Below are 13,610 nucleotides of genomic sequence, written 5' to 3' on the forward strand. Positions count from 1 at the left end.
TCCTTCTTTCTAACTTAACTTTTTCTTGTCATCTCATCTTGCTTGTATCGTTGTGAGTCCAAAAGTTTTGCAAAAAAATAAGTTTTATTGACTATCAATTTTAGAAGTAATGATTTATTTTTTCTTGCATACGTCACAAGCTCTTCAAACTCAGTGAAATTATTTTGTTCAACTACATCAATCGCTTCATTCCAGAGTTAGCTGTCATCTTGTTCGCTTAAAAACTTATCTAGGTCAAATCTACACCCGCTTTGAATATCATCTTTTGAATATAAAGTTTTTTCGGGATTTTCAGCATGGATGAAATAGTCGTAAAGATCTTTTGAAGACATCACAACTTCAACGTGACTTGGAGCATTTAGCTTTTCACTCACTAACTCCGAAAGCTGAGAGTAGCTTTTAATGGAATCAAAATATAGCACACTATGCCAATGTGGCTTTTTGAACTCTCCCGTTTCCATATTAACATCTTTATCATGAAGCGGACTGGCTTCAAAGGGAACTTTCAATGCTTTCAAAGCTAACTTGAGATTTTTGGGGGCACTTTCTTCGTATGCAATGAACGTTCATGTATTGCTACGTGCTTCTTTTTTACCCATAGTTACCTCCCTGTAATTATTGATTATTGATCCCACGGGGGTCGTAGTAACCCCGTGGGATAATCGTCTTTTTTTATAGCAGAGTTTCTTTCCTCTTGCCAGAGGCAAGCAAGAGCTCCGCTATTCCTTTAGTGAAAGTTTGTTCCCTCAAGTTGTAGCCAATTCTTGAAACGGTCAAAATTCGAGAACACATAGTATGGGAAACGATTTGATATTTCTTCCCGAAGAATATCCCTCGTATCAATTACCGATTTCTATGCCTGATAATCATTTGGTAACTTCATCAAAAATACAACGGTGTCTTCCCGAATGTCTATGATTGCCCTTCTGATGGACTTATTATGCATTGCGACCGTTGAATCACTTTCATCATCAAATTGCACTTTTCTCAGTAAGAACTTCCTAAGCCGATAAGTCAGTCAAATTGACTTTCCCCAGTTAATTAATGAATCTCTTGTCAGTCTTGAAATAAGCTCAGCTAGAAGAAGTAGAAACAGTATCAATGCTGTGATTGCCGTTGCCCCATATAGCCATTTTAGAGCTATCGACAACCACTCATACAGAAATTGGGTGTATTGAATTAGCGACGGGTTTGGTTCGGACTTCAAGTAGCTCACGATAAACTTTATCGGGAGATTAACTACTGCCAACATTGCAAGTAACGTCAGCAAGTAGCCGTTTATTTTGAATGTTTTGAGAAAAAATGACTTCTTCATTTTAATAATTTCCTTCCTTGTCAAAAAATGTTGGTGTCAGGAGTGGCACAATTTGAAAGGGATGCTCCGAATCTATTACCTGTATCAAGCCTGTTCCGATTCTTTGGGGGATGACAATTCCTGTCAGGTCTAAATCAGGAAACAAGAATTGCGCTGTCTTTGAATTGATATTTCCAACTTGTACGAGGACGTTTAACTGTTTCCGAACAGAAATTGGGAGTGCATTATTATCAAAGCGTTGGCTTACAAGAAGCAGATGACACTTAGTCGCCCTGCCCAAAAGAGAAATCTGAGAAAGTAAGCTGAAAAATGCTTCTTTAATTGGTTTAGCCACCCCGTCACTTAAAGCTAGAAGTTCATCTATCAAAATCGTGTAATGTTCAAAATCGGCTTTAGGATTGTGATACAGAACTTGTTGCCGTTTCAGAATTAACTCAACACATTGACTAAGTTCTTCATTCACTGCCGAAATAAAATCAGACTTACTGCGGTTTTCACTTGGAAATATCACGCTAACCCCATTATCTCGTCCCCACCTACTAGGCAAATCAAATTTCGGGTCAATGATTACAAGGTGCGAGCTTTGCTTCAAAACGAAAAGCAAGTAAGTAAGCATGTACGATTTCCCAGAACCAGAGTTCTCTGCAATTGCCATACTTGTAACTTTATTCAAATTTATCGTGAAATTTTCCATTATAGGCACTTGATTTAAGGGCAATTCTTTCGCAAATCTTTCAATATCTGCAACAAACAACCTTTGAGAAATACCTTTTTTCCAAGGGAAGAACAAAGCTCTCATGATGTGGATGTCATCCGTTTCAAGCGGAACAAAGTAAGTTCCTGTCTGCTTCAATAATGTGTATTTTGGATATAAGGCAGCATTAGCAATTTGGAATATTTTTTGATACATCTCGTCATCCACAACATAACTTGCAGGGAGGCGAGGGATGAAGAAAATTCCTTCATCTGATACCATTACATCAAATGAATTGGTGTAGGATGTCTCGCCTACTATCTGCAATGTCATGTTCAGAGCTTGGAGCAGGTATTTTGTAAGCTCTGACTGTTTTATCATTTAACCACTCTTACCCCTGTTGCTCGGAAGTACACGTTGGAGCGGATTTCAATTGCTTCGAGATTATCCAATTTGACTTCTGAGAGAAACGGTGGAAGTGTAGGTTCTTTTTCAAACTTCACTACGAAGGGGTTAACGCCTTCTTGGACAAAGTATGCTCTGTAACCAACAACTTCATCAGTACGCTTACCATCAATCCAGTTGTATTGTTTTTCGATTTCAGACGAAACGTTGATAATTGATTTGTTTTCGTCAATGTATAACGCAGATGTTGCGCCACTATATGCGTTTGCTGTATTCAAATTCTTTCTTTTCATTTGATTTTTTCCTCCTTGATAGAGGTGGACTATCAGCAACTAGTCACCCAAGTAAGCCAGAATTGTTTGCAACCAACCTGACCGCCTACCATCAAGATTTGCTGTTCTTGATAAGGATATTAAAGTACTCACAAAGTGTAAGGGTGGGGTGGTAAAAAAATGTTTCCGCAAAAAAGACCCCCCACCTTTATAGTGAGAGTCTATACTTTTAGCGTTTGATATGTGATTCTAATCGCTTATCTAGACAAATTGAGCTAATGAATGGAACAAAAACTTTCTCAACAAAAACATCTAATTTCTTTGGTAATTCGATAAAAGTTAGTATTTCATTTTTGTACTCTTTAGCCTTTTTATCCACCTTTGTCTCATCAACCTCTTCATCATTTTTAGGTTTATTAGGCTTTCTCTTCATTCTATATACTAACTCATCCTCACGATAATACCCAAGTCTTTCGGCAGATTCAAACTCGAAATAACTAATTTTGTTAAAAGTGAAGTTGATAAATTGGTCAATCAATGCCTCAGATTCTTGGTTATATGATTCATCGATTTCTAAAATAGGAACCTGATTTTCTAAATAAAACTTGCTTACCTCGGACTCAGTAGAAAGCGGAATTCCCATCCAAAATTTGGTGTAATCTTTGTATTCTTGAATTTCTAGTAGTAATATCGTAAAAAAATGTTGAAAATACTCGGAAATATCTTCCCCCCCAATAAGGTTCATTTACGTCTGTAAAATCGAGATTTCTATGATTGCTTCCTGAATTTTTGGAGTACTCAGGTACGGATTGTTTTTTGTCCTTATGCAGTTTAGTACTCTACCAATTAACTTGCGGTCCTCGGGAAAAAACTGAGATTGGATATTATATTTTGGGTTATCTGCTTCCCATTTACGATATTTTTCGCCAATTCTTTGTGAAGCCAATTGATAAATCAACTCACAAGTTTTGAGATATGGTCGTGAATTCACACTTTTCTTTGGCATTTCACTCATCCTCCTCGATTATTACATCAGTAGAAGGGGCAGCTACCATCAATAAATCTATCTGTTCATTAGGTTTCTGATAGGTCACGCCAGACATTGCCATCAATTCAGGGATAGTGTTTTGTCCGTCTTTTGCGGTAAAGAATTTCAGACCGCTAATCTTGACGTTATCGACACCATCTTCAAATTCCATCTCTGCTTGATGGTCGGTCATATAGAGCAACAAGTCCTGCTTCCATAGCTCGCTGACGAATCTATCGCCACTCATGCCTTTTGGTTCAATGAATATTTGGAAGTAAAAGTCACTATCTTCAAGGAACAAGATGAAGTCGGGTTGGAAGCCTTGCAAGTGCATATCTACAATTTCGCCAGCTCGATTGATCCGTGAGCCATATTGATGGAGCTTGAGCTTTTCGTTCTTAGCTGACTCACGGTGCATATTCTCGTCCATGCGGAACAAGTAAACTGCCTTGTTATATTTGGCTTTTAGCTCATTCACATGAGCTTGAATACGTGTGATGAGGTCAAATTCCAACTTGTTGACGATAGCACGGTCATAGACATAGAAGTCCTCAGCTATATCGTAAACTGCAACTTTTTGAGCGGTTTCATTCAAGAGGTTTACCGTGTCGTACTCAGGTACTCGCTTATTATAGTTGGTCAGATACTCGCTAATTGGATAACCAACAAATTTGTTTGTACCACGTTTCTTGACGTATCCTGACTTGAATTTGACTTCGTACTCTTTCAAGAGGTCAATGGTAACTTTCAAAATCTCATCCGTTGTAATATCAGTTGACTTGTATTCTTTTGGAACGGTCAGGAAAAGTTTCAACTTGCTTGCGTTGAGCCAATTTTCCCCATAGATGAACTCTTTCATGGATTCAAGCAATGGCAGATACTTTTTCAAGTTGTCAAATTGATAAAACTCAAGGCGGTGAATGGCTTTCTTAATATAGCGGTCATCAAACCTATCAACATGGACTTGTTTTGTCTCAGTCAATGCGACTGTTGCTTGATATGACACCTCACGAGTACCATAATTCAAACTTCTTTGAATATCGGTCTTGTGTGTGATTCCGTATTTCTGAATGGAGTCAAACCAGTCATCCGCCACGTCCTCAGCTTCGTTGTAGTAGATTTTTCCCGTCCTATAGGCATCAGTTTTCTTGAAAGCAGGATTGAGCTTGATTTCAATCAGTGGATTTTTCTTGTCCTGCCCCGTTGGCAAGTCCATTTGCTTCAATGAGCCTACAAGCTGTTTCAGATATTGTGGTTCATTCATCGTGTGGTAGTGCAATGTTTCCAAGAATAGTTGCTTGTTTGAAGTGTCGTTATCAAATCTACGTCGATAGCTTTTTTCGCCATCTAGTTCAAACGGATTGTATCTTGCACCACGCCCAATGAGTTGCGCTTCAACCATTGTGGCATTTTTGTTTGTCGCAGCTTCCTGTTCAATACGAACAATATCATAGAGATTGAGAACATCCCATCCCTCTGTCAGCTTTGCGACCGCAAAAACCACACGATAGAGGTTGTTTGGGCTTTCGAGCGTGTTGAGTGCCTCATACTGCCCCTTTTCAAGCATATTTCCGCTTGTGTCATTAGCATTTAACACGTTTCTCGGGTCAAAGTCTTGCTTAATATCACGGACGATTTTTGCAAGGTCATCTTCATTTTTGAGATAGTAGTTGTAAGCCAATTCCAAAGCTGAGCTGTCGTTGCTATCTAGGACTTGTTGGCGCTTGATAAATGCGAGCAAATCCGTAACGTTGAGATTTTGAATCAGCTCATTAAAGACCTTGTTGGCTTCCAGTGATACCGCAACTTTTGCGGACTTAAACATAATCACGGGCTTAAATGATCCTGTGACACCCTCGGCATAAGCACGGTATTTTCTAAACTGCGAAAGCAAGACCGCGTTTAGCATTTTATCTTGGTCGCTTGCGGACGTTTCAATTCGCTTAACCTGTTTGGAATAGCCATCAAACATGAATTTATTCAACGGATAGCGGTAGACCACCTTATCCCGATACTTGTTATAGATGACTTCTTTATCAAAATCGACTGTTGCCGTAAATTCAAGGAGGAGATTCTTTTGTTCCTTATCATCACGGGCACGCAAGATTTTGTTAATGGCTGATTCCCAAGTATTTTCAGCTTCCTTCTCTGATTTGGTGCTTGCGGAATAATGGTGTGCTTCATCCGCTAAGACTGCAACAGGTTGGTTTTCATAGTCTGAAAGCCCCATAGTATTTTCTTTCAAGACAAACAGGTCATCCGATACTTTTTGAACCGAAGATAGCTTAATGTAAATGGTGTTGTCTTGTTGAATTCGTGGGAAACGTTCGACTTGCTTAATGAAAATATGCTTGCCGTCGATTTCAATTTTGTCTTGGAACAGGTATTTTTCACTATTTTCGTTGACCAAGTTGTCCTTTGTTTTCATCAAAACTGAGTTGGTATTGACAGTAAACAAGAAGTTGCGATAGCCATGCTCTTGATAAAGGTAGAGGATAAGCCCTGCCATCAAGTCGGTTTTCCCTGAACCTGTCGCCATGTTAAAAAGCACATGTTGAGGGTTTGGCTTAATCTGTGTTTGGGTATAGTGATAGTTTCGGATGGCTTTATCCTGATAAGTACGCAAAGTATGAATTAAGTTTGCGTTGATATACTCAGGAATGATATAACCTAGGTGCTGACTGAACATGTCATTTTCTGCTCGTTCAGCCTGATCCACAAGGGGAAATTGACGAGCGTTTGCGAGTGCTTTCTTTGCTTTTGCCATCCTAGTCACCACCTACATAGAAATTCTTGTTGAAGGTATAGTCTTCATCAGAGATTAAGTCACGGACGTTCTTATCGTCAATTTCTGAGAAGTTGTAGTAAAGCCCGTTTTTATCAAGGAGTTTCACAAGTAGGCGTTTATTTTCGTCAAACCCCTGTAACCAATCAATTTTGGATAAATCAGCACGGAACGAAATATCGGCAGGTTCGGTCGTATCTGTTCCAGCAAGCATACGGTCGTAGACTGACTTCAATTCATCAAGGTCTTTGGCGTGGATAACGTCTTGCAAGTAACCCATATTCTTAGGAAATAGTTCAGCATAAACAAACGAACCGCCACCTTGCCAGGCGACATCCTTGGAGATTCCTGCAGTTCGGTCCCCGTTTGTGGTATTAAGGAGTCTCGTCTTTAGCACATCCTCAATGTAGTCCATTTGCTCTACAAGAATCCACTGCCGATTAATTTTATGCGCAACTGCTCCAGTAGTACCAGAGCCAGCAAAAAAGTCCATGACTAAATCATTCTCATTACTTGTTAATTCCAAAATACGACGTACAAGTTTTTCGGGCTTTTTCCCTTTCTTAAACGATACTCCACCTTCATTGTGTAAGTCGTTAGGTAATACGTCATCCCAAATATCTGTAATGGCAGTCCCGAACGCTAATTTTCCATCAACATCAATTAGTCGCTCTCTCATGAATAACATCGCTTTTCCGTTTTTCATGTAGTAATCATTATATCCTGGACGTTCCATGTAATACATCTTATCTGGATTATCTTTCGATAAGTGTTTCAAAGCACGAGCTTCTTGACTTATCTGTCCCTCATCCAATGATACCCATTGAAAAACAGAATCAGCATTTTCGTAAGCAAATTCATCTAGTTTTCTATCAAATGCCTCGCCAAGTTCTTTTTTTAACTGACTTTTCTTAATTCCCTGACTTTCTGCAAAAGCTTCAAGCAAAGGCATGAACTCCCATGATTCGTAATGGCTACTTACATTTTTGATGAATTGATTATAACGATTATCCCTATCTTTAGCTGCAAACACTTTGTTAGGCTTCCATTGAGATTTGTTTTTTGAATATACGACTAGGTAGTCAGAGATAGTTACAACTCCAGGATTTATAACTTTTGCACCCGAAGCACTAGCTCGACGGACTGTTATGATATTTTGAAGATTTTCCTTCCCAAAGATTGAGTCTGCGAGTGTTAATAGATACCCCAACTCATTGTAATCAATAGCGATTGTTATACTACCTTGATTGCTTAGTAATTCTCTTGCAATCTCAAGTCTATTTTTCATAAACGTGAGCCAACTAGAATGCTTAAAACTGTCATTATATCCAAAACCGTCATTTCCAGTATTATAGGGTGGATCTATAAATATACTCTTCACTTTTCCGGCATAATGATTGGAGAGCGTATGCAACGCCAACAGATTATTTCCTTTGATAATCAGATTGTCTTTCTCCTTATCAAAAGAAACAATCCCTTTATCTACGCTGTCCGCCTGATTATCGCCAAAGCGTTTTACATTTACAAACACTTTCCTATCAAATAGGCGGTCAATCTCGTCTTTCTCGATAACCTCATTCAAGAAGGCATCATCGTAGCCTTCTTCGTTATTCTCCTTGGTCATGGAAGCAGTAAGCACACAATCTTTGAACGGAAAATCTAAGACAACATCTTGGCTGTCTTGTAAGAATTTTCCTTTTGAAGCCAAGCCAACACGATTTTCATATTTGGTGTAGCTTGTGTCCCAGTAATCGTTATAGAGAACGGCTTCTTCAAGTTGTTCAATCTGAAAGAGCTTTTGCCCCGCCACTTCCTTGATGAAATGTTGCATGATGAAATCCACTTCAAACAATTTGCTCAAAAGTGCTTCATCATAATTTCGTAAATCATCAGTGAGTTTGGAACGGTTCAATTCTTCTCCGATAAAATATTTATCGCCAAAAGATACCAAAGCCGTTTTCAACTCGTCAAAAATTTTCGGTTCAATTTTTGACATTTTGCTCATCTCCTTAATAGTTTATCTCTTAAATTATAGCATTGGATGCCTTACACGAGTTAGCAAGAACCCAAAGAATCCTCTCACCGACAACCATTCAGTGAGAGGATTCTTTGGCGACAGTTTTGGAGACAATTCAAATCATTTTGTGTCTCCGAACGTCATCTGAGTTTTAGCTAAATGCAGTAAAATCAACGTTTCTGGTGTTATAAAGTGTCACTTCTTTATTCCCACTCAACAGTTGCAGGTGGTTTACTTGTGATGTCATAGACGATACGGTTGACGTGGGCAACCTCATTAACAATACGAGTTGAGATTTTTTTGAGGACATCCCACGGTAGTTGGGCAAAGTCAGCAGTCATTCCATCAATAGAAGTGATAGCGCGGATAGCAATGGTGTAGTCATAGGTACGACCATCTCCCATAACACCGACGGAACGAACGCCAGTATTGACAGTGAAATATTGCCAAACGTCACGATCTAGGCCAGCTTTGGAGATTTCTTCACGGAGAATGGCATCTGATTCACGGACGGTTTCTAGTTTTTCTTCGGTAATAGCTCCCATGACACGAATCGCAAGTCCAGGTCCTGGGAATGGCTGACGCCAAACGACTTCATCTGGCATACCAAGAGCTGATCCAAGTGCACGAACTTCATCCTTAAATAGGGTATTGAGAGGTTCAATCAATTGAAATTGCATATCCTCTGGAAGTCCACCAACGTTGTGGTGTGATTTGATGGTTTGGGCTGTCTCAGTACCAGATTCAATGATATCGGTATAAAGCGTTCCTTGAGCTAGGAAATCAACACCTTTTAGCTTACTTGCTTCATCATCAAAGACGTAAACAAATTCGTTACCAATGATTTTACGTTTCTTCTCTGGATCTTCAACACCTGAGAGGAGATTCAGGAAACGTTTAGAGGCATCAACACGGATAATGTTGAGGCCAAATTTACCACCAAGCATCTCCATAACTTGATCTCCTTCGTTTTTACGAAGCAATCCATGGTCAACAAAAATACAGGTCAATTGATCGCCGATAGCTTTTTGGAGGAGAACACCGACAACAGATGAATCTACTCCACCTGAAAGACCTAAGAGGACTTTGCGATCGCCAACGGTTTTACGGATTTTTTCGACTTCAATGTCGATAAAGTTATCCATTGACCAGTCGCCATTGGCACCACAGATTGTCATAGCAAAGTTGCGGAGGATATCGTTTCCGTATTCGGAATGACGCACTTCCGGGTGGAATTGGATACCGTAAATGTTACGCTCAGCATTTTCCATGGCAGCATAAGGGCAATCGATGGAATCACCGACTAACTCAAAACCTTTAGGAATCTCAGTAACCGCATCACCGTGGCTCATCAAAACAACTTGCTGCTCTGGAGTGTTAGCAAAAAGTTTGGATTGTTTTTTCAAACGAAGATAAGATTGCCCGTATTCACGATTTCCAGCATCACCAGCAGGAACGACCTTACCACCTAACTTATGTGTAATGAGTTGCATTCCGTAACAAATACCGAGAATTGGAATTCCAAGCTGGAAAATTTCCTCATCAATATCAAAGGCATTATCGGCATAGACGGAATTAGGACCGCCTGAAAGCACGATACCAATAGGATTGATTTCGCGAACTTCTTCAGCTGTGATTTTATGACTCTTCAACTCAGAAAAGACACCGAATTCACGGATGCGTCTTGCAATCAATTGATTGTACTGGCTACCATAGTCTAAAACAATAATCTTTTCAACATCTTTCAGTAATGAAATGTCAGTCATGATTACCTTTCTATTTTACGTCACACGGACAATAGTTAACTTATTCTAGCATAAATCTGTATAATTAGCATTAGGTTTCTGTCAAAAATCTTTTAGGAAGATTGAGAGCGGTAATCTGATGAGATGTATTCTTTTAACCTTTTTGTGTTACACTATTGGTATAGATGTTTTCCTATAAATGATATAGCTGATACTCTTATGTTGGAAGCGTTTTTGAAAAAGATCTGATAGGGGAATGTAAAAAAGCAATTTAAGGAGCGGTTTGATGACCCCAGCCTATATAAAAATTCATGATAGCATCAAAAAAAGTATTGACGAAGGGTATTGGAAGATTGGCCAACGTCTACCTAGTGAGCGTGATCTGGCAGATCATTTCGCTGTTAGTCGTATGACGCTTAGACAGGCTGTTAGCCTTTTGGTTGACGAAGGGATTTTGGAACGTAAAGTCGGCAGTGGCACATTTGTGGCTAGTAGTAGGGTTCAAGAAAAGATGCGCGGGACCACTAGTTTTACCGAGATCATCAAGTCACAAGGGAAAATCCCATCAACTAAGCTGATTTCTTATGAACGCAGTCACCCCAATGAACAAGAAGTTCGTCATCTCAATGTGAAGCCTCATTCTTATATTATCCGAATGGAGAGGATTCGTTATGCTGATAAGGTTCCTGTACTGTTTGAAGTAACCAGTGTCCCAGAACGCTTGGTGAAAGACTTTGATCAAACAGAAATTACAGAACATTTTTTTCAAACCTTAACCAATCACGGCTATGAAATTGGAAAAAGCCAGCAAACTATCTCAGCGACCATACCCGATTCGCAAGTGGCTGCTTATTTGGAAATGCCAGCCTCGGCGGCCATTTTGGCTTTGACGCAAGTTTCTTTTTTGACAGATGGGCGTCCTTTTGAGTATGTTCGCAGTCAATATGTCGGTGAGCGCTTTGAGTTCTACTTAGAAAACAACTAAAGCCGCATTCGTTCATATTATTGTGACTAATATCGTGAGAGCAGCACTTCCGGTCTATGGAAGCCTATTCTAGGGAAAATGGCAAGGTTCTATCAAGGCCCTTTGTTGGCAAGTCTCATGTTCATGTTACAAAAGAAAATCTTTACCTATTGTATCGCGGTAAGTGGTAAAGGGAAGAGTCTCCTCGTTTTGCTTTAGTTCAGAAGCTATAGGCACTTGTTTATGATCTCGTACAGAATACACCTTAAGAACTTTAACGTTCTGTTATCTTTAGCGATCAATGGTTGCTATTCGGTAGTTGTTTTCTCACTTTAGAGATGGATTTTCTTATTTATTAACGCTGAGATTTTTGGTACAATAGAGTTTATGGAAATTGAAAAAACCAACCGAATGAATGCGCTTTTTGAGTTTTATGCTGCACTTTTAACGGATAAACAGATGAATTATATTGAACTCTACTATGCGGATGACTATAGTTTGGCAGAAATTGCAGAGGAATTCGGGGTCAGCCGTCAAGCGGTTTATGACAATATTAAACGCACTGAAAAAGTTTTGGAAACTTATGAGATGAAATTACATATGTATTCTGATTATATTGTGAGAAATGAGATCTTTGACGACATTAGCAAGCGCTATACTGACGATGCTTATTTATTGGAAAAAATTGCTATTTTAAGCAGTATTGACAATAGAGATTGATTCATTTCTTTCGCAAACAAGAATACTGAGATTTATAAGAATGAAAGAGGAAGACTAAAATGGCTTTTGAAAGCTTAACGGAACGCTTACAAGGTGTCTTTAAAAACCTTCGTGGCAAGAAAAAATTATCTGAAAAAGATGTGCAGGAAGTGACCAAAGAGATTCGCTTGGCTCTCTTAGAAGCTGACGTCGCCCTTCCTGTCGTTAAAACCTTTATTAAACGCATTCGTGAGCGTGCTGTCGGGCATGAGATCATCGATACTTTGGATCCGACCCAACAAATCATCAAGATTGTTAATGAAGAATTAACAGAAATTCTCGGGTCAGAGACAGCTGAACTGGAAAAATCTCCTAAGATCCCAACCATTATTATGATGGTTGGTCTTCAAGGGGCAGGTAAGACAACCTTTGCAGGGAAATTAGCCAACAAACTCATCAAGGAAGAAAAGGCTCGTCCCATGATGATTGCGGCGGATATCTACCGTCCAGCTGCTATAGATCAGTTGAAAACCTTAGGTGCCCAAATTAATGTCCCTGTTTTTGACATGGGAAATGAAACACCAGCAGTAGAGATTGTCAAACAAGGTCTTGAGCAAGCGCGTCAAAATCGCAATGACTATGTGCTCATTGATACAGCCGGTCGTTTGCAAATTGACGAAACCTTGATGCAAGAACTTCGCGATGTTCAGGCCTTGGCACAACCAAATGAAATTCTCCTCGTTGTGGATGCCATGATCGGTCAAGAAGCTGCTAATGTGGCGCGTGAGTTTAACGAGCAACTCAGCATTACAGGGGTTATCTTAACGAAAATCGATGGAGATACCCGTGGCGGTGCGGCGCTGTCTATTCGTGAAATTACTGGAAAACCTATTAAATTTACAGGTACGGGTGAAAAAATTATCGACATTGAGACTTTCCACCCAGATCGTATGTCTAGTCGTATCTTGGGTATGGGTGACTTATTGACGCTGATTGAAAAAGCTTCTCAAGAATATGACGAGAAAAAGTCTTTTGAATTGGCTGAAAAAATGCGCGAGAATACCTTTGATTTCAATGACTTCATTGAACAATTGGATCAAGTGCAAAATATGGGACCCATGGAAGATCTGCTAAAAATGCTTCCAGGAATGGCTGGTAATCCAGCTCTTGCCAATCTCAAAGTGGATGAAAAACAAGTAGCCCGTAAGCGCGCCATTGTTTCGTCAATGACGCCAGAAGAGCGTGAAAATCCAGACCTTCTCACCCCAAGCCGTCGTCGCCGTATCGCAACTGGTTCAGGAAACAGCTTTGTTGATGTTAATAAATTCATCAAAGACTTTAATCAAGCCAAGCAGATGATGCAAGGCGTCATGTCGGGAGATATGGAAAAAACCATGCGTCAGATGGGTATTGATCCCAATAATCTCCCTAAAAATATGCCCAACATGCCAGACATGAATGGTATGGACATGTCAGCATTTGAAGGCATGATGGGGCAAAATGGCATGCCGGATATGTCCGCACTCGGTGGTGATATGGACATGAGCCAACTCTTTGGTGGTGGACTCAAAGGCAAAGCTAGCTCTTTCATGATGAAACAAGCAATGAAGCGTCAAGCTAATAAAATCAAAAAAGCGAAGAAGAAACGTAAAAAATAAGAAAATCACCTGACTCCCGATTTTGTTGC

The 13,610-nt window shown here is 39.7% G+C and carries 10 protein-coding genes and 1 pseudogene; 3 read left to right on the forward strand and 8 right to left on the reverse strand.

Annotated elements, in window-relative coordinates:
- Positions 1–14: 14 nt before the first annotated feature.
- From G574_RS10640 to guaA, 8 genes and pseudogenes are all read right to left on the reverse strand, one after another.
- A pseudogene (locus G574_RS10640) lies at positions 15–560 on the reverse strand (replication protein).
- Between the two features lie 756 nt (positions 561–1,316).
- Positions 1,317–2,390, reverse strand: a complete 1,074-nt coding sequence (locus tag G574_RS0100860; protein WP_029690536.1) for an ATP-binding protein — start codon at positions 2,388–2,390, stop codon at positions 1,317–1,319.
- Complete coding sequence (locus tag G574_RS0100865) at positions 2,387–2,707, reverse strand: hypothetical protein (RefSeq protein WP_029690537.1); 321 nt, start codon at positions 2,705–2,707, stop codon at positions 2,387–2,389. The genes G574_RS0100860 and G574_RS0100865 overlap by 4 nt, the downstream gene beginning before the upstream one ends.
- 208 nt (positions 2,708–2,915) lie before the next feature.
- Entirely contained in the window at positions 2,916–3,431 is a 516-nt protein-coding gene (locus G574_RS10650) for a hypothetical protein (RefSeq protein ID WP_037590514.1), read from the reverse strand.
- Complete coding sequence (locus G574_RS11465; protein WP_029690538.1) at positions 3,432–3,692, reverse strand: hypothetical protein; 261 nt, start codon at positions 3,690–3,692, stop codon at positions 3,432–3,434.
- A 1-nt stretch (position 3,693) separates the two neighbouring features.
- Positions 3,694–6,480, reverse strand: a complete 2,787-nt coding sequence (locus G574_RS0100880; RefSeq protein ID WP_029690539.1) for a DEAD/DEAH box helicase family protein — start codon at positions 6,478–6,480, stop codon at positions 3,694–3,696.
- Between the two features lies 1 nt (position 6,481).
- Positions 6,482–8,494 (reverse strand): DNA methyltransferase, encoded by a 2,013-nt coding sequence (locus tag G574_RS0100885; protein WP_029690540.1) that lies wholly within the window; start codon positions 8,492–8,494, stop codon positions 6,482–6,484.
- Positions 8,495–8,718: 224 nt separating this feature from the next.
- Entirely contained in the window at positions 8,719–10,281 is a 1,563-nt protein-coding gene (guaA, locus tag G574_RS0100890; protein ID WP_029690541.1) for a glutamine-hydrolyzing GMP synthase, read from the reverse strand.
- A 265-nt stretch (positions 10,282–10,546) separates the two neighbouring features.
- Between guaA and G574_RS0100895 the strand changes: the two genes are divergently transcribed.
- From G574_RS0100895 to ffh, 3 genes are all read left to right on the forward strand, one after another.
- The gene (locus tag G574_RS0100895) at positions 10,547–11,245 is read left to right on the forward strand and encodes a GntR family transcriptional regulator (RefSeq protein WP_029690542.1); all 699 of its coding nucleotides are present in this window, start codon (positions 10,547–10,549) and stop codon (positions 11,243–11,245) included.
- Positions 11,246–11,611: 366 nt separating this feature from the next.
- The gene (locus tag G574_RS0100900) at positions 11,612–11,944 is read left to right on the forward strand and encodes a putative DNA-binding protein (protein WP_017768845.1); all 333 of its coding nucleotides are present in this window, start codon (positions 11,612–11,614) and stop codon (positions 11,942–11,944) included.
- A gap of 59 nt (positions 11,945–12,003) precedes the next feature.
- Positions 12,004–13,581: a signal recognition particle protein gene (ffh, locus tag G574_RS0100905; RefSeq protein ID WP_029690543.1), complete on the forward strand. Its 1,578-nt coding sequence runs from the start codon at positions 12,004–12,006 to the stop codon at positions 13,579–13,581.
- The last annotated feature ends 29 nt before the right edge of the window (positions 13,582–13,610 follow it).

Source organism: Streptococcus hyovaginalis DSM 12219 (assembly GCF_000420785.1).
In the GTDB taxonomy this organism is placed as follows: Bacteria; Bacillota; Bacilli; order Lactobacillales; family Streptococcaceae; genus Streptococcus; species Streptococcus hyovaginalis.

Excerpts from the sequence above, each read along its gene's own strand:
- G574_RS10650 (WP_037590514.1), bottom strand. The coding sequence starts at position 3,431 with ATGAACCTTATTGGGGGGGAAGATATTTCCGAGTATTTTCAACATTTT.
- G574_RS0100865 (WP_029690537.1), bottom strand. The coding sequence starts at position 2,707 with ATGAAAAGAAAGAATTTGAATACAGCAAACGCATATAGTGGCGCAACA.
- ffh (WP_029690543.1), top strand. The coding sequence starts at position 12,004 with ATGGCTTTTGAAAGCTTAACGGAACGCTTACAAGGTGTCTTTAAAAAC.
- G574_RS0100895 (WP_029690542.1), top strand. The coding sequence starts at position 10,547 with ATGACCCCAGCCTATATAAAAATTCATGATAGCATCAAAAAAAGTATT.
- G574_RS0100900 (WP_017768845.1), top strand. The coding sequence starts at position 11,612 with ATGGAAATTGAAAAAACCAACCGAATGAATGCGCTTTTTGAGTTTTAT.
- G574_RS0100880 (WP_029690539.1), bottom strand. The coding sequence starts at position 6,480 with ATGGCAAAAGCAAAGAAAGCACTCGCAAACGCTCGTCAATTTCCCCTT.
- G574_RS0100860 (WP_029690536.1), bottom strand. The coding sequence starts at position 2,390 with ATGATAAAACAGTCAGAGCTTACAAAATACCTGCTCCAAGCTCTGAAC.
- G574_RS11465 (WP_029690538.1), bottom strand. The coding sequence starts at position 3,692 with ATGCCAAAGAAAAGTGTGAATTCACGACCATATCTCAAAACTTGTGAG.
- G574_RS0100885 (WP_029690540.1), bottom strand. The coding sequence starts at position 8,494 with ATGTCAAAAATTGAACCGAAAATTTTTGACGAGTTGAAAACGGCTTTG.
- guaA (WP_029690541.1), bottom strand. The coding sequence starts at position 10,281 with ATGACTGACATTTCATTACTGAAAGATGTTGAAAAGATTATTGTTTTA.